The following is a 19,792-nucleotide window of genomic DNA, read 5'->3' as shown; positions in this document are numbered from 1 at the left end:
CGCGGCAAGAGCGCGGTGCGCAAAGACATACATCCGGTGCCGGATGGCTCCTGACCTCGCCCTGCGCTTCACCTGGTAGCAGAGCATCCGGTAGGTTGCCGACATGGCGGTGAATGTCGTGGCGTGGGCGGACCCGGTCCGTCGCTCCAAGCCGGTCCGGCTGCGCTCCTGGTACCTCGCGTGTCCGTCCGAAGCCCTCCGGCCGGGACAGGTGATGGGCTGGAGTCTCGGTGGACGAGAGCTCGTGCTCTTCCGAGGCCAGAGCGGCCGGGTCCAGGCACTCTCCGCCCACTGTGCCCACATGGGGGCCCACCTCGCGCACGGCACCGTCATCGGCGAGCACCTGCGCTGCCCGCTGCACCACTGGCAGTTCGACGGGAGTGGCATCTGCCGCGCCGCGCCAGGACGCTCCGACGCCACGGACAGGCCCGGACAGCGGGCGTACCCCGTGGTGGAGAGGTACGGAGCCATCCTCGTGTTCAACGGGCCCGTGAGCCTCTTCCCCCCACCCGAGGTGGGCAGCCCGGAGCTTCGGTGGCGCACCGCCCCACCCGTCACCGTCGGGTGCTCGTGGCTCCCGATCGCGGCGAACTCCTTCGACATCGAGCACCTGCGCACCGTGCACCATCGCGAGCTACGGGATTCCCCTGTCGTGGAATGTCCGGACCCCTTCACGCTCCGGCTGCGCTACACCTCGCGCGTCATCGGCACGGGGCTCAGCGACAGGATGATGAAGGCACTGTCGCGCGACCGCATCGGCGTGACCATCACCCTGCATGGCGGCACGCTCATGTCGGTGGAGAGCGACCTTGGCCGCACCCGCAGCGCGCTGCTCGCCGGGTTCCGCCCCTGCGCTGAGGGGGTGTCCGTGCAGATGTCGTTCGCCGCACGCCCCGCCCGCGTCCCAGGGATGGATCACCTCCGCCTTGCCGTGTCGCGGTGGCTCTTCACCTCGTTCCTGCGGCGAGACCTCTCCGTGCTCAACAGGATGCGCTTCAACCCGAGCGCCGCCGCGGCCGACCCCGTGCTGCGCCAACTGCTCGACTTCGCCGCCCAGCTCCCGGAGGACCCCGATGACGAGCGCGGGTGACGACGCCCCCATTCCTGCCACGCTCAACGCCGTGCTCCTCGCCGCCGCCCTGGCCGCCTGTGCTGGGTGTCTCTGGCTCGCCTCGCACGCGGAGTGGCTCGCCACGAGGCTCCTGGCCGCCGGTGCATTCTCCTATGTGAACAACACCGTCTTCTCGCTGCTCCACGAGGCGACGCACGGCGTGCTCCACCCCTCCCGGAGCACCAATGACTGGCTCGGGCGGCTCGCGGCGGCCTTCTTCCCCACGTCCTATACGCTGCAGCGCACCTTCCACCTCACCCACCACCGCCACAACCGCACCGAGCTGGAACAGTTCGACTACCTGCGGCCCGGGGACAACCGCTTCCTCAAACATGCCCAGTGGTACTCCATCCTCACCGGGCTCTACTGGGCCTTCGTGCCGGTGGGGTGCTTCGCCTTCGCCCTCTTCCCGAGCCTGCTGCAACGGCTCCGGGGCACGGGCACCCGCTACGGGGAACAGACCGGGGCCGAGGCCTACCTCGGACGGCTCGAGGACGCGCCGGGTGCCACCATCCGGCTCGAGTTGCTGTTCACGATGGCCGTGCAGGCCGGGCTGGTGCTGGCGTTGGACCTGAGCGCATCCGGCTGGGCGCTGTGCTACGCGGCGTTCGCGGTCAACTGGAGCTCGCTCCAATACGCGGACCATGCCTGGTCTCCGCTGCATGTGCGCGATGGAGCGTGGGACCTGCGCGTGGCCGCGCCCGTGCGCTGGCTGTTCCTCAACTACCACTACCACCGCGCCCACCACCGACACCCCCGCGTGCCGTGGCTCTACCTGGGCCGCTATGTGGACGAAGACGTGCCCCGGCCCTCGTTCCTGAGCATCTGGCTGTCCATGTGGCGAGGGCCTCGACCCCTCCCCGCCACCGCGGAGGAGCGATGAGCGGAAGTCCCCCTCTCTTCGGCTGGCCCCGACGCGACACCCTCGTCCTCACGGGCTCGATGACGCTCGGCTTCACGCTCTTCTTTCTCCTCGTCTACGGCGGCGCGAGCTGGGTGACCGGCTTCTACACGTGGGGCGTGCGCATAGACCTGCCCTTCGAGCAGCACATCCCCTTCGTACCAGCCTGGGCGGCCGTCTATGTGAGCATGGACATGCTGCTGCTGCTCTCGTTGCTCGTCTTCCGGACGTGGCGCGAGATGGTGCCCTTCGTGCTCGCGCTCTGTCTGGAGACGGTGGTGGGCGCAGCCTGCTTCCTGGTGCTCCCGATCGAGGTGGCCTGGCCGCCCCGAGAGGTCAGCGGGAGCTGGGCCAGCATCTTCTTCCTGGCCGACACGATGAACCTCGAGCGCAACTACCTGCCCTCGCTGCACGTGGCGTTCGCATGTACGGCCGCCCTGGCCTATGGCGAGCGCGGGGGCTGGCTCGCCCGGAGCCTGTTCGGCCTCTGGGCCGCGGCCATCGCGGCGTCCACCCTGCTCATCCACGAGCACCACCTGGCCGACGTGGTGGCCGGTGCGCTCCTAGCCTGGGGGACATGGCGCTTCGTGGCGGCCCGAGCCTCCCGCGAGGACTTCCTCGAAGCGCTCCGGGTGGAGGCACTCTGCGCTCGAGAGCTGTACCACTTCTCCCGCCGCCACCCGCGCTACCTGCTGATCGCCCTGGGCCTCTACCGCTACTCGCTACCCCAGTGGCGCGCCACACAGGTTGCCCGCGCGGGCTTCTGCTTCCTCCAACTCGTGGATGACGTACTGGATGGAGATCGCCCCATCCAGGGGGAGCCGCTCGACTGGGTGGACGCCCTCCTCGTCCAGATGGAGACCGGCCGCTGGAGCGACACGGAGGTGGCCTCCACGTTGGGCCGGGTGTTCCTTGCCAGGCTCGGGGACGAAGGGGCGCGCGCCGATGCGGTGCGGCTCGTGCGCATCATGCGGCGGGACCGCGAGCGCGTGCTCCACCGCCAGGAGCTCGAGGCCGAGGCCCTTCGCGCGCACCACCGGGACACCTTCCGGCTGTCGGTGGGCCTGATGCTGCACGTGGCGGGAGTCGAGGTCCGTGCATCGGACGCGCCGGCGCTGCTCGAGGCGTTCGGCTGGTGCTCCACCCTGCGCGACCTGGGCGAGGACCTCGACAAGGGCCTGCTCAACGTGCCGGCCGAAGTGGCAAGGGCGGTGCGGACCGAGGGCCTGGAGCCGAAGCGCTACGAGGACCTGATGGGCTCGGTGGCGGGGCGGGCCTGGGTGGTGGCCGAGCATGGCCGTGCACGCGCCCTGCTCGACCAGTCGGCGGTGGAGCTGGCCGGACTCGAGGGCCGCTCCGGAGTGGCCCTGCTGCGGCTGTTCCACCGCTCCATCGAGAGCTTCTGGTCGAAGCGGTTGCCGCGGAAGCTCCCGTTCCTGCGCGAAGCCGCCAGGGTCAGCTCGTGGCCTTCCGGCGCGCCGTGAGCCGGCCAACGACGATGCCGATGACGAGCATGGCCACCGCCGCGATGCCGCCGAAGGTCATCGCCGCTCCCTTCACCTTGTCGAGCACGGGGTTGTCGAACACGTTGGTCGAGTAGTGGAAGGCGGCGATGAGCCACCGGTCCCCCTCCTTCACCAGCGTGCAGGTCCACCGGCCGTGGACGGTGATGTCCGAGCCATCGGTGAGCACGTAGCGGTCGGTCGAGGAGCCCTGGGCAACACCCGTGCTGCCGTAGAGGCGCGTCAGCTCATCCACCTCGAACTTCGCGGTGAGCTTCTGCACCACGCGGTCCGGGCCGTTCATCATCTTGTCGTAGTAGGCGCGGATGGCATCCTTGCCCACGCGGACGTCGTTGTTCATCGTGGTGAAGACCACGTTCGGGTGGACGTGCAAGAGCAGCTTGTCGAGGTCCTGCGCGTTGAGCGCCTGCTCCATGTCGTTCTTGATGGTACGCAGCGCCTGGTGGGTAGCCTCGACCTCCGCCGCGCTACCACCAGACTCCTGGGCCCGGAGCGACAACGGCAGGCACAGCACCAGACACGCCATCACACAGCCGAGAGTCCGATTCATGGGGTCTCCAGAAAAGGTGCCCATCCTAGACACAGGTGCCGGGGCAATCATGTTCTGATTGTGGTGTCGGTTGGCGTACCTCCGTGGCCACATGACCGTTGCCGTCCAAGCGACGAGCCCTAACACTGGCGCTCCACCGCTGGAGGAACGGATGTCCCCCGCCGATGCCCCCAAACCGTCTCCGCGCAAGAAGACCGCACGAGAGACCACCGCCCCCGGACCCAGGACGTTGGCCATCGACATCGGAGGAACCGGGCTCAAGGCACTCGTCCTCGGACCGGATGGGAGGTCACTCACCGAGCGCCAGCGGGTGGCCACACCGCGACCCGCCACGCCCCAAGCGGTCATGGGCGCGCTGACGAAGCTGATAAAGCCCCTCGGCGCGTTCGATCGCGTCTCCGTGGGCTTCCCGGGTGTGGTGGAGGAGGGCGTGACGAAGACGGCTCACAACCTCCACAAGGGGTGGGTGGGCTTCCAGCTTGCCGAGGAGCTGACCAAGGCCACGGGCCGTCCGGTCCGCGTACTCAACGACGCCGGAGTGCAAGGGTTCGGCATCATCGAGGGACGCGGAGTGGAGATGGTCCTCACGCTGGGCACCGGCATGGGCTGCGCGCTGTACGTCGATGGCAAGTACGTGCCCAACCTGGAGCTCGCCCACCATCCGTTCCGCCATGGGAAGACCTATGAGGAGTACGTGGGCAGCGCCGCGTTGAAGCGGGTCGGCCAAAAGAAGTGGAACAAGCACGTGCAGCGGGTACTGGAGCAGATCCAGCCCATCTGGAACCCCCGGAAGATCTACGTGGGAGGCGGCAACGCCAAGCTGCTCGACATCCCTCTCCCTGGGAACGTGCAGCTCACCGAGAACGTCGCCGGACTGCTGGGCGGCTTCGCACTCTGGAAGGACGAGCCGCGGCCGCGTTGAAACCACCAGAGTCACTCCCGCCCGGCCATGCCGGAGGGGATGCGGACCCGGCAGAACGCGCGAGCCCGCGTGAGGGTCTCCTCGACTGCGCGGATCCACGGCTCGGGAAAGCGTGAGGGCTCGCACATCCACGCAGCGAGGCTCGGAACCGCTTGGGCGAGGCCGCAGCACTCGTCCGCGACGGCGGCCGCGAGCAGCTCCCCCATCCCGCGCAGTCGCTGGCTCCACTCCGGCCCCACACGCACATCGAAGTCCTCCCCGAACGTGCGCAGCTCCTGGTCGTCGAGAAGCCGACGCCGCTCCTCGGCCATGCGCTCCGCCACCTGCCACAGCACGTCGTAGGCCCGCCGTTGCATGGGCTTTGCGTGGACAAGCTCCTGATAGAGCATCCGCAGGTGGCGCTCCAGCATGAGGCGAGGCATGCCGCGGCCGGCCAGCAGCCCACCCAGCCAGGAGATGTGTTTCCACACCTGCGCCTCGGCCTGTCCACTCAGCGTCACCAGCCATGCGCTGTCGCTCCAGGAGAACTGGCGACCGTGCTCGCCATAGCGACAGGCGTAATAGGGGAACTCCTCCCAGGAAGCCTCGGCGGCACGCAAAGCGGCCTGGAGCTCATCGAGATCCATGGTCATGGGATGCTCTCCCGCATCACGGTTGAGCCACCAGGTGGGCGGAAGCTCGCGAGCAGGATGGAGCGCGTCGAGCAGCCTCCGAATCAGGGAGAAGGCCTCGCTCGCCGCACGGACCAGCCCTTCTTCCTCCGCGGCCTCGATGGTCACGCCTTCGAGCCGCTGTGCGAACTCGCGCCAGGGTGACGTACCAGGCAGAGGGAAGAGGGCCAGGCGCAGCGCGTAGTGATAGCCGAGGAGTGACAGGGGCTCGCGGTGTGCAGCGGACCGCATCCGCACCCCGAGGGCGATGGCGCCGATGAGGGCATGGCTCTCGAGTCTGTCCTGGGGCACACCGGAGACGAGACCTTGTTCGAGGAGTGGATGAACGGGCAGAGCCTCGGCCCCGAGTGCAACCAGGACGGGATGGGACGTGGCGGCGAGGGCCTGAGTCAGTGCCTGTTGAAGGATGGCGAGCGCCTGATGCAGCGCCCGATGGCAGTCGGGCGGCAAGGTACCGGCCGCGAGGGCCTGGACACAGATCAAGGTCTCAAGTCCCGCATAGTGCGCACGGGTCTCGTTCTGCAGCCGGTCAACGAGCGGCATCTTCGTCCCCCTCGGCCCTGTCGGGCCCATTAGCGCCCATAACCATGGCTCGCCTCCATGCCCGCTCTCCAGCCATTCCACAGAGGGCAAGGCGGTGCAGCGCCAAACTCTGTCTCGCGATGCACACGATGAAGGGACAACACGTGTCCGTCCCGGAACGCGTGGCGCAGGTACTCACAGCCGGAGTGACACCATGGACAAGAAGGAATGGCTCAAGCGACCCATGGGCATCCCCGTGGACCCCAACAAGCAGAAGGACCCGGAGGAGCATGGTGACCGGGTTCCCGCCGAGGGACGAGCCGAGCACTTGAACGACGTGACCGAACAGAACGGCGGCCAGCGCTCCGAGGTCGGCGTGCCCTGGAACGACACGAGCCTGGAGCGGGGCCTGTCCAACGAGTACGACAAGCACGGCGGCCGGGGTGAACCCAAACGGGATGAGCCCAAGGAAGACTGACGCCCATCCGGTCAGCAGGCAGGGGGAAGGCGCTCAATCGGGGAGCGAGCCTTCGCCCTTCTCTTGCAGTTCGCGCGGCACGGGAGCGCGCAGTTCCAGGCGCTCTCCCGAGAGCGGATGGATGAAGGACAAGCGCTCCGCGTGCAGCAGGTAGCCGAGATCTCCGGGCAGGCCCGGCTGGCTGGCGTAAGGCACGCCTCCCACGGCGTAGAGGGAATCGCCTTCGAGCGGATGACCGATGGCGGCCAGGTGGATGCGGATCTGCTGGGGCCGGCCCGTCAGGATGTCGACCTCGAAGAGGGTACTCGCCGTGCGCCGCTCGAGCACGCGCGCCAGGCTCCGGGACGCCTTTCCGTCTGGAGTCACACCATGGGTCATGCCCAGGCGCGGATGCGCCACCATGCCAATGGGCGCCGTGATGTCGTAGTAATCCTCGGTGGCCACGCCGCTCGAGAGCGCCCGGTAGCGCTTGTCCACCTCGTGCTCGCGCCAGGCGCGCGACAGCTTCGCCGCCGCGTCGTGTGTGCGAGCGAAGAGCACGAGCCCCGAGGTGCCACGTCCCAGCCGGTGCAGGGGGCTCGCCTCCGGGAAGCGCTCCCGGACGACGCCCAGCAAGGTGTTGGCGAGAAAACCCCCGCCCGGCATCATCGGCAATCCGCTCGGCTTGATGACTCCGAGGATCGCCTCATCCTCGTATACGAGCGAATAGTCGCGCGGCGCATCCTGCTCCTCCCAGGGAGGCCGGTTCCAGACGAGCCACTGGCCGGGCCGCAGGAGCTCCTCGCCCATCGCGGGGGAGTCATCCAGCAAGACCTCGCCCCGGGCCAGCCGCTCCCGCCACACGGCCTCCGGGGAGTGCCGATACGCATCAATCAGATAGGAGAGCGTGCTCCGTCCTCGCGCCCGAGCTCCCAGCTGTTCACGGTAGGCGTAACCCTCGTTGAGCCGCATGCCGTCAGCCTCCCCCGTTCTCCACCTGCTCGCAACAACGCCCGGAGAGCAGGCAGGTGAGAAGGCCACGGCCGCCCTGGCCGTCCCGTGGCCGCACCGCCCCGTGATCGTTATCCCAGAGGCCGGATGAATGTCTCCCCCGTGCTCGACAGGCCACCACTCGTGACGGTGACCCCCGATGGGCTCTTCTGCCCGCCCGGGAACTTCCACATCGATCCCTGGCGGCCCGTGGCCCGCGCCCTCATCACCCACGCTCACGGGGACCATGCCCGGTGGGGGAGTCAGCGCTACCTCGGCGCGAGCCCCTCCCTGGACCTGCTGCACAAGCGTCTGGGCCCGGACGCGAACATCTCCACGCTCGGCTACGGCGAGCGGCTGTCCCTCGGCGAGGTGACGGTCAGCTTCCACCCCGCGGGCCACGTGCTGGGCAGCGCTCAAATCCGCATCGAGCACCGCGGCGAGGTGTGGGTGGTATCCGGCGACTACAAGCGCGACCCGGACCCGACGTGTCTGCCCTTCGAGCCCGAGCGCTGTGACACCTTCATCACCGAGGCCACCTTCGCCCTGCCCATCTACCGCTGGGACGACACGCGGCTCGTCGCCGAGGAGGTGTTGCGCTGGTGGGATGGCAACCGCGAGGCGGGCCGGGCCTCGGTGCTCTTCTGTTATGCGCTGGGCAAGGCGCAGCGGCTGCTCGCCGAGCTCGCCCGGCTCACGGACCGCGAGGTGCTGGTGCATGGCGCCACACACGCACTGGTGGAGTGCTACCGCGAGGCCGGCGTGCGAATGCTCCCCACTCGCCCCGTGTCCGAGCTGGAGAAGGGCACCTCCTATGCTGGGGCACTCGTGCTGGCGCCACCGAGCGCCGCCGGCTCCACGTGGATGCGCCGCTTCGGCGAGCATGAGACAGGCTTCGCCTCGGGGTGGATGCGCGTGCGAGGCAACCGGCGCCGCCGTGGCTATGACCGGGGCTTCGTCCTCTCCGACCACGCGGACTGGCAGAGCCTCCTGCGTACCGCGAAGGAGACGGGGGCCTCGCGCATCCTCGTCACCCATGGCTCCAGCGACACGCTCGCTCGCTACCTGCGCGAGAACCTGGGCCTCGACGCTGCTCCCCTCTCCACTCCCTTCGAGGGCGAGACGGAGGACTGACCCGTGCACCGGCTCGCGGACCTCTACGATGCACTGGACTCCACCACCTCCACCAACGCCAAGGTGGAGGCGCTGGTGGCCTATTTTCGCAACACGCCCCCCGAGGACGCCGCATGGGGGCTGTTCTTCCTCACGGGTCGCCGCCTCAAGCGCATCATTCCCTCGAAGGCCCTGCGCCAGTGGGTCCGCGAGCTGACCGACACCCCTGAGTGGCTCTTCGACGAGACGTATGCCGTTGTCGGTGACCTCGCCGAGGTCATCGCCCTCTTGCTTGACCAGGCCGAGCGTCCTGCCACCACCGAGGAACTGCCTCTGTCCCGCTGGCTGGAGGAGCGACTGCTGCCGCTCACAGGGCTCTCCCTGCCCGAGCAGCGCGAACGCGTCACCGGCTGGTGGCACGTGCTCCCCCGCCGCGAGCTGTTCCTCTTCAACAAGATGCTCACCGGTGAGCTGCGAGTGGGCGTCTCCGACACGTTGGTGGTCCGTGCGTTGGCCCAGTACGCCGGACTGCCTCCGGCCGCCGTGTCCCATCGGCTCATGGGCACATGGGCCCCCTCTCGCGCCTTCTTCGAGCAGCTCGTCGCCCCGGATGTCTCCGATGGGGACCGCTCGCGCCCCTATCCGTTCTACCTCGCCAGCCCGCTGGAGCAGCCACCGGCCCAGCTTGGTGACCGTGACGCATGGCTCGTCGAGTGGAAGTGGGACGGCATCCGCGGCCAGCTCATCCGCCGTCAGGGCGGCGTCTACCTGTGGAGCCGCGGCGAGGAGCTCATCACCGAGCGCTTCCCAGAGATTGCCGAGGCCGCCGCCAGCCTCCCCGATGGCACCGTGCTCGATGGCGAGGTGCTCGCCTACGCGGACGGACAGCCCCTCCCCTTCAGCCGACTCCAGCGCCGCATCGGACGCCAGAAGCTCACGGCCAAGGTGCTCGCCGAGGCTCCCGCCGCCTTCATGGCGTATGACCTGCTCGAACAGGACGGAGAGGACCTCCGCGCCCTCCCGCTCCGCGAGCGCCGCGCTCGCCTGGAGGCCCTGCTGCGCGACAGGCCGATGTTCCCTGTGTCACCGGTCATCGAAGCCCCAACGTGGGGGGCTCTCGCCGAGGTCCGGCATGAGTCCCGCTCTCGCAACGTCGAGGGCTTCATGCTCAAGCGCCTCGAGTCTCCCTACCAGCACGGCCGTAAGCGCGGGGATTGGTGGAAGTGGAAGATCGATCCCTTCACCGTCGATGCCATCCTGCTCTACGCGCATCCCGGTCACGGGCGGCGGGCCTCTCTCTATACCGATTACACATTCGCCGTATGGAATGGCGAGGAGTTGTTGCCCATCGCCAAGGCGTATTCCGGCCTCACCGATGAGGAGATTGCTCGGCTCGACCGGTGGATTCGGGCACATACGCGCGAGAAGTTCGGTCCCGTTCGCTCCGTCGAGCCCCTCCAGGTCTTCGAGCTCCACTTCGAGGGCATCGCCGCTTCCCCCCGCCACAAGTCTGGCATTGCCTTGCGGTTCCCTCGCATCGCCCGGTGGCGCTCGGACAAGACGCCGCGTGACGCGGACTCGCTCGACCGCCTCAAGGAGTTGCTCCATGCCCCCGCGTAGGCGCTCACGGAGCAGCACGGGTCTTCGTGTAGACCCTCACCCCGTCCCTCTCCCAGAGGGAGAGGGTTCAACCCGGGTACACGCTGCACCCTCACCCCCAACCCCTCTCCCGGAGGGCGAGGGAGAGGAACTGCACTCGTGGTTTCGGGAGCAAGGCTGGGAGCCGTTTCCCTTTCAGCTTCAGGCCTGGGAGGCATACTCCCGCGGGGAGAGTGGGCTGCTCAATGTCCCCACGGGCGCCGGGAAGACTTATGCCGCCTATATCGCCCCCCTCGCCGAGGTCGCTCATCATCGGCAGAAGGGGTTGCAGATCCTCTATGTCACGCCCCTCCGCGCCGTCTCCCGGGACATCGAGCTCGCGCTGAACGCTCCTCTGGTCGCGCTCGATGCCGACATCACCGTGGAGAGCCGCACCGGAGATACCACCTCCTCCGTCCGCCGCCGACAGCGCGAGCGGCTCCCCGAAGTCCTCATCACCACCCCCGAGTCCCTCTCCCTCCTGTTGTGCAACGAGCGCGCGCATGAGCTCTTTGCCTCCCTGCGCTGTGTCATCGTCGACGAGTGGCACGAGCTGCTCGGCTCCAAGCGTGGCACCCAGGTGGAGCTCGCCCTCGCCCGGCTGCGCCGGTTCGCTCCCGCTCTGCGCACCTGGGCCCTCTCCGCAACTCTTGCCAACCTCGAGGAGGCTGCCCGCGCTGCCGTGGGTCCCCATGCCACGCCCGCCTTCATCCGCGCCAACGTCGAGCGCCCCGTCCGCATCGAGACCCTCCTGCCGGACTCCGTCGATGCCTTCCCATGGGCCGGGCACCTCGGCTTCTCCATGCTGCGCAAGGTCGCCGACTGGCTCGACCCGGCACGCTCCACCCTTCTCTTCACCAATACCCGTTCCCAGGCCGAGCGCTGGTATGAGGGTCTCCGCTTCCTCCACCCTGAGTGGGAGGACGTTCTCGCCCTCCACCACGGCTCCATCGACCGCGAGGCCCGCGAGCGCGTGGAACGTGGACTCAAGGACGGCGGCGTGCGCCTCGTCGTCTGTACGTCCTCGTTGGACCTCGGCGTGGACTTCGGCCCTGTGGAGCGCGTGGTGCAGGTGGGCAGCCCCAAGGGCATTGCCCGAACCCTCCAGCGCGCTGGCCGCAGCGCCCATCGCCCCGGCGCCACCGCGCAGCTCCTCTTCGTCCCCACCCATGCCCTCGAGCTCGTGGAGATGGCCGCCGCCCGGGAGGCGCTCGCCCGCTGCGAGGTGGAGCCCCGCGCGCCCCTCCGCCAGCCGCTGGATGTGCTCGCCCAGCACCTCGTCACCTGCGCGCTCGGCGGCGGCTTCACCCGCGACGCCCTGCTCGCCGAGGTACGTGACACGCACGCCTACCGCGACCTCTCCGCGGAGGACTTCGACCGCACCCTGCTCCTCGTGACGGAGGGAGGCCCCACCCTGCGTGCCTATCCGCAGTTCCGCCGTGTGCAGCGGCTCGAGGACCGGTACCTGGTAGCAGACGCGCGCGTGGCCCGGCTCCACCGCCTCAACGTGGGCACCATCGCCGCCAACGCCTCCGTGGAGCTGCGCTACCTGAAAGGCGCCCGGCTCGGCACCGTGGAGGAGTCCTTCGTGAGCCGCCTGCGGCCCGGCGACACCTTCCTCTTTGCCGGCAAGCGGCTCGAGTTCCGCCTCATGAAGGACCTCACCGCCTACGTGAAGGTCGCGAAGGAGCGCGCCTCGGCCACGCCCCGCTGGAGCGGTGGACGACTGCCGCTCTCTGGCTCACTCGCCGCCGCCATGCGTCGGACCTTCCAGGCCGTGCGCCACGGACACCTCGACAGTGCCGAGCTCGAAGCAGCCCGCCCCGTGCTGGAAGCCCAGGCCCGTCTGTCCCGGCTGCCCTCGCGCGACGCCTGCCTCGCCGAGCTGTGCGACACCCGCGAAGGCCACCACCTCTTTCTCTATCCCTTCGAAGGCCGGCTGGTTCACGAGGGACTCGCCGCGCTGCTCGCCCTGCGCCTGACGCGGCTTCAGAAAGCCACCTTCAGCCTCGCGGTGAATGACTACGGACTGGAGTTGCTCACGCCCTCGCCGTTCCCCTTCGAGGAAGCATTGCGCCCCGCCCTCTTCACCCGCGAGCGATTGGTGGAGGACATCCTCGAGAGCGTCAACCTCGGAGAGCTAGCGCGGCGCCAGTTCCGCGACGTGGCCCGAGTGGCCGGACTGGTGCTGCCTGGGCTGCCCGGAGCGCGCAAATCCACCCGTCAGGTGCAGGCCAGCGCCGGCCTTCTCTATGACGTCTTCGCCCGCTACGAGCCGGAGCACCTGCTGCTGGCCCAGGCGCGGCGAGAGGTGCTGGAGCAGCACTTCGAGCAGGTACGGCTGGTGAGCACCCTGGAGCGCCTGGAGCGCTCGCCAGTGGAATGCGTCCACGTCCCACGGCCCACGCCGCTGGGCTTTCCGCTCGTCGTCGAGCGCATCGGCGCCACCCTCTCCAACGAGTCGTTGCAGGAGCGGGTGGAGCGAATGAAGGAGCGATGGCTGCGCGAGGACTCCCTGTCCGCCTAGGCGGCACTGAGGTAGAGCTGCGCCCCGAGCGCGCCCTGCATTGGCCTGGGGGCGGAGTGCTCGCGGTGGCGGACCTGCACTGGGGCAAGCCGGAGAGCTTCCACCAGCACGGCATTCCCCTACCGCCCGAAGTGCTGGAGGACGACCTCTCCCGGCTCTCCGCCGCCCTGCACGCCACCGGGGTCCGCAGGCTGCTGCTGGTGGGAGACCTCATCCACTCGCGCCGGGGCCTCACACCGGAGGTGGTGCAGCGCGTGGCCGCCTGGCGCACGGGCCATGACGTGGAGATGGTGTTGGTGCGCGGCAACCACGACCGTCACTTGGACGCGCTGCCCGCCGCGTGGAGCATGTCCCTGGTGGAGCCGCACCTCGACGAGGGCCCCTTCCGCTTCTCCCACCACCCGGAGCCCGCCCGCGGACATTACGTCTGGGCCGGGCACCTCCACCCCACCGTACGGCTCAACAGTGGAGCGGATCGGCTGCGCCTGCCCTGCTTCCATCTGGGCGCCGACGTGGGCGTGCTGCCCGCCTTCAGCGCCTTCACTGGAGGAATGGACATCCGCCCGCGCACGGGCGAACGCCTCTTCGCCATCGCCGGGGACACCGTGGTGGAGGTGCCCCCGCCGCGCTCCTCACGCCGCCACGTCTGAGGATTCGCGCTGCTGGGAGGTTGCCGCCCGCTCCTTCAGGTACACCCACACTCCATCCTTGGTCCGGAGGTTGGTGCTGAACTTCGGCGTGGGCTCCCGCCCGGGCACGGCCGACACCAGGAAGCGCTGTACAGCGCGGAGCATGATGAGCTGGGCCTCCATCAGGGAGAATCCCTTGCCGATGCACTGCCGCTGACCGGCACCGAACGGGAGCCACGCCAGCTTGTGCCGCCCCTCGGAGTTCTCCGGCGTGAACCGGTCCGGATCGAAGGTCATCGGATCCTTCCAGACGTCCGGGTGACGGTGGAGCAGGTACGTGAAGATCACCATCATCCGTCCCGGCGGAACCTGGTAACCGAACATCTCGTCTTCCTCCACGGACATGCGGGGAAGCCAGATCGACGGCGAGTACACCCGGAAGGACTCGTGCAACACCCGACGGCAGTAGTCGAGCCGCGACAGATCCGCGAAGGTGGGCGAGCGATTGCCGAGCACCTCATCCACCTCGGCCAGCATCCTCGCGGCGATCTCCGGATAGCGGGTGAGCACATGGAACACCCAGCACAGTCCCGCCGCGGTGGTCTCGTAGCCGGCGACGAAGAACGCCACGGCCTCGTCCCGCAGCTGCTTGTCCGTCATCCGCTCGCCCGTCTCGGCGTCCACCATGTTCAGCAGCAGGGAGAGCAGGTTGTCCTCCTGCTCGGCGTTCGCGCGTCCCCGGTTGATGATCCGCTGCAGGACCTCGTCGATGTTGCGGATCTCCTCGCGGTAGCGGGCCCGGCCCGGGACCGGGAGCCACTCCGGCAGGGGGTTGGTCGCCATTCCCAGCACGAAGTAGTCCAGGATGTACGTGAAGGATTTGGCAACCCGCTCCGCCTCTTCCAGCTCCAGGCCAGAGCCGAACATGGTGCGGACGAGCACGCTCATGGTCACTCGGGACAGATCATGGGCAATGTCGAAGGGCTGCCCCTTCCTCGCCACCTGCACCCAATCCGCCATGCTCGCATCAATGGCTTCCACCATCTTGGTGGTCAGCTCCGCCAACCTCTGCTGGTGGAACATCGGCTGAATCATGCGCCGCTGCCGCAGCCAGAAGTCACCTTCACTTACAGGCAGCGCATTACCCATGAAAGTCCGCAGCGAATCCCACATGGGGCCGCTCTTGGAGTAGTTACGCGCATTGTCTACCAGGATGTGCTGGGCGTACTTGGGATGGCACACCACGAGCGCCTCGGTGAAGCCAAGGTCGAGCGTGAAGATGTCGCCATGCTTCCGCTGGGCTTCCGCCACGAAAGACAATGGATCCGCTGCCAGGCCAGGCAAACTCCCCACCAGAGGGTAGCCAGACACCTTCGGAGGCAATACCCCAGCAGCTCGCTTCGTAGCGGAAAGGTCTTTCATGAAAGGACTCGGACACCCCAAGAAAGAAAAAACGTGCGATCTGAACTGTAGCGCTCAGGATCGCACGTATGAGTATACAGCGGGGATCGCGAAAGTGATTCGAAACCCGCTTAAGCAGCGGACTTGGACTTGTACCGCTCCGACATAATCGACCAGTTCATGTTGGAGCGCATCCAGCACCGCAGCACATCGAGGTAACCCCGTACGCCATCGATGGTGGACTGAGTCCACGTGCCGATGTTCTTCAAATCCTCGGAGTCGCTGGCCGACGCTTTTCCGGAGGCCAGCTCGGACTTCAGCTTGGCCTCGCGCTCGGTGAGCTTGAGCTCCAGCTTCGCCTGCTCCTTGAGGAAGTCCGAAATCGCCTTGTTATGCACCTGGGCGGTCCGCTGGATGGCCTGCGCCCGGGAGCACGCCTCCTGCTTCGCCTTGGCCTCCTCCTCGATGATCAGGACGAGGTTGTGCGTGTCCCCCTTCGCCAGCTCCTTCTCCAGGGAGATGAGATCGTTGAACACGGTGATGACGTCATTGGCGTGATCACTCAGCGCCACGAGCTCCTTCCGATTCAGCACCGTGGGAGGCACGTTGACCAGTCCGAGCACGCCCGCGAGCTCGAAGCTTGGCCGCACCCCACTCGTGGCCCTCCGCATCGGGAGATACTCCTCCACGCTCGAGACCTTCTTGTTGTGGTGTCTGGCCTTGAACTCTCGGTTGCAGCACGTCTTGATGTAGTTCTCGACCTTACCGGTGAAGCGCTCCAACCACTCCTTGGAGCTATACCCACCCTCTCGAATCCGGCGCCCGAGGTTGGCCAGCGCTTTCTCCTTGGCACTGGCGCTGTCACGCAGCTTGCCCCGCAGGGCCGCCATCAACCACTCCGACACGTCCTTCAGGTGCTCATCACCAACCTGGTCATCCAAGACCAGGTCGACCAGGTAGAAGAACGTCATCCAGTCGTTGATCTGCGCCAGCCGAGGCAGATCCGCGGTCGGAAACGCGTACGCAGACAGCCAGTAATAGTCGAGCTTGTTCTCGAAGTACCAGAGCAGCTTCGGGTCGCGAACGAGCGAGTGCGTCTTCACCCACTGGACCGTGAGAGGCCAAGCCTCCTGGGCAAGAGGGTTGGTCTTCAGCGGAAACGGCATGTCGAGTTCAACTTCGACGCCGCAGGAGGACAGACGATGCTTTTCCATGATGTGTCGTTCCGTTACGCCCCAAGGGGGGTTCAGCCCACGTTGGCCACGGAGCCGCCAGACTGCGCGGGAGCGTCCGTGAACTGAAGCACCGGAGGCGTACCGCCTCCCGAGCCGCGAGGAGCACTGAATGCGCGCATCACCATCTGCGGGCTCACCAGCAGCAACGGGGACGACGTCATGTGCATCATCTTGGCGAAATTCGTGGAGACGACCGAGTCATACGCCGCACGCTCGTGCAGGCGGCTGGCGTAGCCCTGCATCATCTTCCACCACAGAGGCCGGGGACCCTCCACCGAGGGGTAGATGAGATCCTCGCTCGTGGCCATGAGCCACGGCAGCTCCAGCACGCTGGCGACCTTGGACTGGAACCGAGCCCCGAGACCGGCGAGGTCCCCCTGGGGCTGCACGGCCAAGCATCCCTCCAGGGTGTTCGCGGCCAGCGCGGACAACGTAATGCCCTGCCCATAGAGCGGGTTGAAGCTGCACATCGCGTCGCCCAGCACCAGCAGGCCCTCGGGCAGCTTCAGGCGCTCGTAGTGACGGCGCATGTTGGAGGGGAACTTGTGGGTGGCGATGGGCGTCAGCGGCTCCGCCCGCTTGAGAATCTCGTAGAGGTGGGGCTGCGGCAGGCTGCGCGCGAACTCCAGGTAACCGGCCTCGTCATTGGGCGGATGATCTCCCAGCGAGCCGGCCTGGGACACCAGCCAGATGTCCTCCTCGATCGGGCTGAGCGCGCCCATCCGCGTCTCCTTGGGAGGCGTGGGGTAGATGGACAGCGCCTTCCAGTTGGTGACGAGGTTCTTGGGCTTGCGGTACCTGCGGCTGGCATAGCCCACCTCGATGCGCACGTGGCTCTCCTCCACGCGCGGCAGGCCCAGGTCCTCGAGCCAGCGAGGCATGCGGGAGCCGCGACCGCTCGCGTCGACGACCAGGTCCGCCTCGAGCACCTCGGTGGCCTCCTGCTTGCGGCGGCGCAGCTCCACTCCCCGAATGAGGGAGCGGGTCTCGTTCGCCACCAGCTTCACCACCTCGCACTCGTCCAGGAGGGTCAGGTTGTGGATGTCAGGCAGCCGGCCGCGGATCACCGAGTCCAGCAGGGGCCGGCTCTGGGTGTACATGGTCAGCCCCGGCTGGGAACGCGCCTGCCAGTTGCCGAAGTGGAACCACGCCGCCTCGGACATGTCCCAGACGTTGGCCCCCGCGCTGACGAGCTGCTCGAACAGCCCGGGGAAATACCCCTCGATGAGGTCCACTGCCTTCTTCAGCAGTCCGTGAGCGTGCTGCTCCTGGGGGACGCCCTTGCGCGGCTCGGTGCCCGAGTGCCGATCCCGCTCCAGGAGCGTGACGCGCTCGAAGTGCGCCGAGAGCACGCGGCTGGCGAGCATACCCGCCATGCTTCCGCCGATGACCACGGCATGACGTCCTCCGAACCGCTTGGAGGAGTGGGGTGACGTTGAGTCCACTGCCATATGACCTGCCCGGGGGGTGAGGGGTGTAACGGGGGGGATGACCTAGGCTTGACTGTTGCGCCGGGCGCGCTCGGCCGCTTCCTTCCAGCCGTACGAGTCGACGGAGCCCGACACCTGGTCCGCCACGTCCTTGACCACGTTGGCGGCCTCTTCCGAGGTCTGCATCTCGACCATCGTCTGATTCATCATCTCGTTGAGGTCGTTGACGGCCTGGAAGATCTGGCTGATGCCCACGTTCTGCTGGGTGACGGCCACGGTGATCTGCCGGATGGAGTCCGCGTTGTCGCGCACGATGCCGGACAGCTGCTGGATGTTCCCCTCGAAGCCCTTGACCGTCTTGAGGCTCGACTCGACCTTCTCGAAGCCCTTGGCCGTCATGGCCACCGTGGAGCGGATGGCGTTGTTGATGTCCAACAGGATGCTGCGCACGCTGTTGGTGGCGCGGATGGACTGGTCGGCCAGCGCGCGGATTTCGCGAGCCACCACGCCGAAGCCCACGCCGTGCTCGCCCGAGCGAACGGCCTCGATGGCGGCGTTGAGCGCCAGCATGTTGGACTGGTCCGCCAGATCCTTCACCGTGCGGGTGATGCTGGCGATCTGCTGCGTCTTCTTCTCCAGCGAGCGGATGGAGTTGGCCATCTCCGACACCTGCTGGCCGATCTCCTGCAGCCCCTCGAGGCTGCTCTGCACGGCGGACACGGCGTCCTGGCTGATCTGATTGGCGCGGGTGGTCTGCTGCAGCACGCTCTCGGCCTTCTGGGAGGCGAGCGTGGAGGTCTGCTTGATCTCCTGCGCGGTGACCTGCGTCTCCTGGAGCGCCGCGGCCTGCTGCGTCAGCACCGTGCTCTGCTTGTTGGCGGAGGCGCCCAGCCGCTCGGCGGACAGGCGCAGCGAGTTGGCGGAATCACCCAGCGAGAGCGAGAAGGCGCTGAGCTTCTCGAAGGCCCGCGCGGTCGAGCTGGACAGGTCGCCGATCTCGTCGGTGGAGATCCACTCCGGCAGCTTGGGAGAACCGGACGCCAGACCCTCGATGGCCTCCTGGACGCTCTTGGCGCCCATCTCCTGCCGGCGCGCCAGCAGCCACGCGGCCACGGACGCGATGATCAGCAGGTACCCACCCATGAGCGCCAGCGGGGTGGCGGTGCGGGAGACGACCTGGGTGACGAGCGTGCCGAGCTGGGTGCCGATCTGCTCGGGGGTCGTCTGCATCACCTGCTGCAGGCCCTCGAACGTGACGATGACGTTCTTGGCGATGATGGTCGTGGTCAGCATCAGCGTGGAGGCCACGAACACGGCGAAGGCGTAGGGCAGGTACCACTTCTGCCGGGGCCAGAAGAAGCCCGTGCCCCGGATGCTCGCCTTGGGATTGCGGTGGAACTCCTCGATGGCGAAGGGCCGCAGGATGCGCTCGTAGATCAACCGCTCGCTGATGAAGTTCAGCATCAGCACGAGCAGCACCGTGCTCATCACCCACGGCAGCGCCGTCAGGCCCTTGTTGAAGACGATGAGCGGAACGAGAACGACGGTGCCCGTGCCCAGCGCGCCGGACAGGATCATCAGGGCCTCGAGCTGACCCGGAATCTTCAGCAACCGCTCGAGCTTGGAGCCCTCGTGATCACCGGGCAGGGTCGCGAAGGCCCGCCGCACCGTGTAGTTCATCACCAGGTAGGGCACCAGCAGACTCAGGAGCACGAACACGATGGGGTTCGTGTAGGCGTTCGTCTTCGCCATCTCCTGCTCGGTCGAGCCCGAGAGGTTGTTGATGAGGTAGAGGTTCGCGGGAGACATCACCACGGAGCCGAAGAGCTGCCGGGTGATGAAGAGCTTGCGAACGATTGTGGTGATCTGTTTGTCGGCGGGCATGGCGTTATCCAGGTCTGCGACTGCGGCAGGAATTCCCAGGTCGGGCGGCGGGCTCGAACATCAGCCGGCCATCGGAAGCAGGTGGAGGGTCCACTTCACTTCCCGAAGCACGGCACCGTGACTCCCAACGAGTGGGAGCGGACATCGTTGTTCGATTCTTGCCGTAGGGATGTTCATGCTCCGGTACGCGACCACATCATCAATCGGACTGGGGCCACGGAGCAAGTGACGAGCCAGATTCCGCTCCGGCCCCATTCCGCGGGTACGGACCGGGAGGCGGACGCGGCA

At 67.5% G+C, this 19,792-nt stretch carries 16 protein-coding genes; 9 read left to right on the top strand and 7 right to left on the bottom strand.

Going from position 1 to position 19,792, the window contains the following annotated elements; translation table 11 throughout:
- Positions 1-103 precede the first annotated feature (103 nt).
- The 3 genes from OV287_RS10615 to OV287_RS10605 are packed head-to-tail and all read left to right on the top strand — an operon-like array spanning position 104 to position 3,496.
- Positions 104-1,090: a Rieske 2Fe-2S domain-containing protein gene (locus OV287_RS10615; protein ID WP_267533897.1), complete on the top strand. Its 987-nt coding sequence runs from the start codon at positions 104-106 to the stop codon at positions 1,088-1,090.
- Positions 1,074-1,994, top strand: a complete 921-nt coding sequence (locus OV287_RS10610) for a fatty acid desaturase (protein WP_267533896.1) — start codon at positions 1,074-1,076, stop codon at positions 1,992-1,994. Before OV287_RS10615 ends, OV287_RS10610 begins: the two co-directional genes overlap by 17 nt.
- Positions 1,991-3,496 (top strand): phosphatase PAP2 family protein, encoded by a 1,506-nt coding sequence (locus OV287_RS10605; RefSeq protein WP_267533895.1) that lies wholly within the window; start codon positions 1,991-1,993, stop codon positions 3,494-3,496. The genes OV287_RS10610 and OV287_RS10605 overlap by 4 nt, the downstream gene beginning before the upstream one ends.
- Here the strand turns inward: OV287_RS10605 and OV287_RS10600 are convergent.
- Entirely contained in the window at positions 3,468-4,085 is a 618-nt protein-coding gene (locus OV287_RS10600; RefSeq protein WP_267533894.1) for an SgcJ/EcaC family oxidoreductase, read from the bottom strand. The two genes, OV287_RS10605 and OV287_RS10600, sit on opposite strands and share 29 nt — an antisense overlap.
- 151 nt (positions 4,086-4,236) lie before the next feature.
- Between OV287_RS10600 and OV287_RS10595 the strand changes: the two genes are divergently transcribed.
- Positions 4,237-5,007: an ROK family protein gene (locus tag OV287_RS10595; protein WP_267533893.1), complete on the top strand. Its 771-nt coding sequence runs from the start codon at positions 4,237-4,239 to the stop codon at positions 5,005-5,007.
- Positions 5,008-5,018: 11 nt separating this feature from the next.
- Here the strand turns inward: OV287_RS10595 and OV287_RS10590 are convergent, their stop codons facing one another.
- Positions 5,019-6,221 (bottom strand): heme oxygenase-like domain-containing protein, encoded by a 1,203-nt coding sequence (locus OV287_RS10590; protein WP_267533892.1) that lies wholly within the window; start codon positions 6,219-6,221, stop codon positions 5,019-5,021.
- 193 nt (positions 6,222-6,414) lie between these two features.
- Between OV287_RS10590 and OV287_RS10585 the strand changes: the two genes are divergently transcribed.
- Complete coding sequence (locus tag OV287_RS10585) at positions 6,415-6,678, top strand: hypothetical protein (RefSeq protein WP_267533891.1); 264 nt, start codon at positions 6,415-6,417, stop codon at positions 6,676-6,678.
- Positions 6,679-6,711: 33 nt separating this feature from the next.
- On the opposite strand, the gene OV287_RS10580 is transcribed toward OV287_RS10585, so the two are convergent.
- A complete protein-coding gene (locus tag OV287_RS10580; RefSeq protein ID WP_267533890.1) occupies positions 6,712-7,629 on the bottom strand; it encodes an RluA family pseudouridine synthase in 918 nt (305 codons plus the stop codon).
- A gap of 126 nt (positions 7,630-7,755) precedes the next feature.
- On the opposite strand from OV287_RS10580, the gene OV287_RS10575 reads away from it, so the two are divergent.
- The 4 genes from OV287_RS10575 (at position 7,756) to pdeM (ending at position 13,575) form a co-directional block, all read left to right on the top strand.
- The gene (locus OV287_RS10575) at positions 7,756-8,781 is read left to right on the top strand and encodes a ligase-associated DNA damage response exonuclease (protein WP_267533889.1); all 1,026 of its coding nucleotides are present in this window, start codon (positions 7,756-7,758) and stop codon (positions 8,779-8,781) included.
- A 3-nt stretch (positions 8,782-8,784) separates the two neighbouring features.
- Complete coding sequence (locus OV287_RS10570) at positions 8,785-10,380, top strand: ATP-dependent DNA ligase (protein WP_267533888.1); 1,596 nt, start codon at positions 8,785-8,787, stop codon at positions 10,378-10,380.
- A 130-nt stretch (positions 10,381-10,510) separates the two neighbouring features.
- The gene (locus OV287_RS10565) at positions 10,511-12,925 is read left to right on the top strand and encodes a ligase-associated DNA damage response DEXH box helicase (RefSeq protein ID WP_267542322.1); all 2,415 of its coding nucleotides are present in this window, start codon (positions 10,511-10,513) and stop codon (positions 12,923-12,925) included.
- Complete coding sequence (gene pdeM, locus OV287_RS10560; protein WP_267533887.1) at positions 12,895-13,575, top strand: ligase-associated DNA damage response endonuclease PdeM; 681 nt, start codon at positions 12,895-12,897, stop codon at positions 13,573-13,575. The genes OV287_RS10565 and pdeM overlap by 31 nt, the downstream gene beginning before the upstream one ends.
- Here pdeM and OV287_RS10555 read toward each other — a convergent pair.
- From OV287_RS10555 to OV287_RS10540, 4 genes are all read right to left on the bottom strand, one after another.
- On the bottom strand, positions 13,558-14,976 hold the full coding sequence (locus OV287_RS10555; RefSeq protein ID WP_267533886.1) for a cytochrome P450: 1,419 nt from the start codon (positions 14,974-14,976) through the stop codon (positions 13,558-13,560). The two genes, pdeM and OV287_RS10555, sit on opposite strands and share 18 nt — an antisense overlap.
- Positions 14,977-15,086: 110 nt before the next feature.
- On the bottom strand, positions 15,087-16,169 hold the full coding sequence (locus tag OV287_RS10550) for a terpene synthase family protein (protein WP_267533885.1): 1,083 nt from the start codon (positions 16,167-16,169) through the stop codon (positions 15,087-15,089).
- A gap of 32 nt (positions 16,170-16,201) precedes the next feature.
- Positions 16,202-17,641, bottom strand: a complete 1,440-nt coding sequence (locus OV287_RS10545; protein ID WP_373371816.1) for an FAD-dependent oxidoreductase — start codon at positions 17,639-17,641, stop codon at positions 16,202-16,204.
- Between the two features lie 42 nt (positions 17,642-17,683).
- The gene (locus OV287_RS10540) at positions 17,684-19,504 is read right to left on the bottom strand and encodes a methyl-accepting chemotaxis protein (protein ID WP_267533883.1); all 1,821 of its coding nucleotides are present in this window, start codon (positions 19,502-19,504) and stop codon (positions 17,684-17,686) included.
- Between the last annotated feature and the right edge of the window lie 288 nt (positions 19,505-19,792).

This window comes from Archangium lansingense, assembly GCF_026626635.1.
GTDB lineage: Bacteria > Myxococcota > Myxococcia > Myxococcales > Myxococcaceae > Archangium > Archangium lansingense.
The sequence above is the reverse complement of the archived record's forward strand: the minus strand, read 5'-3'. Positions and strand labels throughout refer to the sequence as shown.

Bases quoted from the DNA above. Each gene is read 5' to 3' on its own strand.
- OV287_RS10615 (WP_267533897.1), top strand. From the start codon at position 104: ATGGCGGTGAATGTCGTGGCGTGGGCGGACCCGGTCCGTCGCTCCAAG.
- OV287_RS10610 (WP_267533896.1), top strand. From the start codon at position 1,074: ATGACGAGCGCGGGTGACGACGCCCCCATTCCTGCCACGCTCAACGCC.
- OV287_RS10605 (WP_267533895.1), top strand. From the start codon at position 1,991: ATGAGCGGAAGTCCCCCTCTCTTCGGCTGGCCCCGACGCGACACCCTC.
- OV287_RS10600 (WP_267533894.1), bottom strand. From the start codon at position 4,085: ATGAATCGGACTCTCGGCTGTGTGATGGCGTGTCTGGTGCTGTGCCTG.
- OV287_RS10595 (WP_267533893.1), top strand. From the start codon at position 4,237: ATGTCCCCCGCCGATGCCCCCAAACCGTCTCCGCGCAAGAAGACCGCA.
- OV287_RS10590 (WP_267533892.1), bottom strand. From the start codon at position 6,221: ATGCCGCTCGTTGACCGGCTGCAGAACGAGACCCGTGCGCACTATGCG.
- OV287_RS10585 (WP_267533891.1), top strand. From the start codon at position 6,415: ATGGACAAGAAGGAATGGCTCAAGCGACCCATGGGCATCCCCGTGGAC.
- OV287_RS10580 (WP_267533890.1), bottom strand. From the start codon at position 7,629: ATGCGGCTCAACGAGGGTTACGCCTACCGTGAACAGCTGGGAGCTCGG.
- OV287_RS10575 (WP_267533889.1), top strand. From the start codon at position 7,756: ATGAATGTCTCCCCCGTGCTCGACAGGCCACCACTCGTGACGGTGACC.
- pdeM (WP_267533887.1), top strand. From the start codon at position 12,895: ATGGCTGCGCGAGGACTCCCTGTCCGCCTAGGCGGCACTGAGGTAGAG.
- OV287_RS10555 (WP_267533886.1), bottom strand. From the start codon at position 14,976: ATGAAAGACCTTTCCGCTACGAAGCGAGCTGCTGGGGTATTGCCTCCG.
- OV287_RS10550 (WP_267533885.1), bottom strand. From the start codon at position 16,169: ATGGAAAAGCATCGTCTGTCCTCCTGCGGCGTCGAAGTTGAACTCGAC.
- OV287_RS10545 (WP_373371816.1), bottom strand. From the start codon at position 17,641: ATGGCAGTGGACTCAACGTCACCCCACTCCTCCAAGCGGTTCGGAGGA.
- OV287_RS10540 (WP_267533883.1), bottom strand. From the start codon at position 19,504: ATGCCCGCCGACAAACAGATCACCACAATCGTTCGCAAGCTCTTCATC.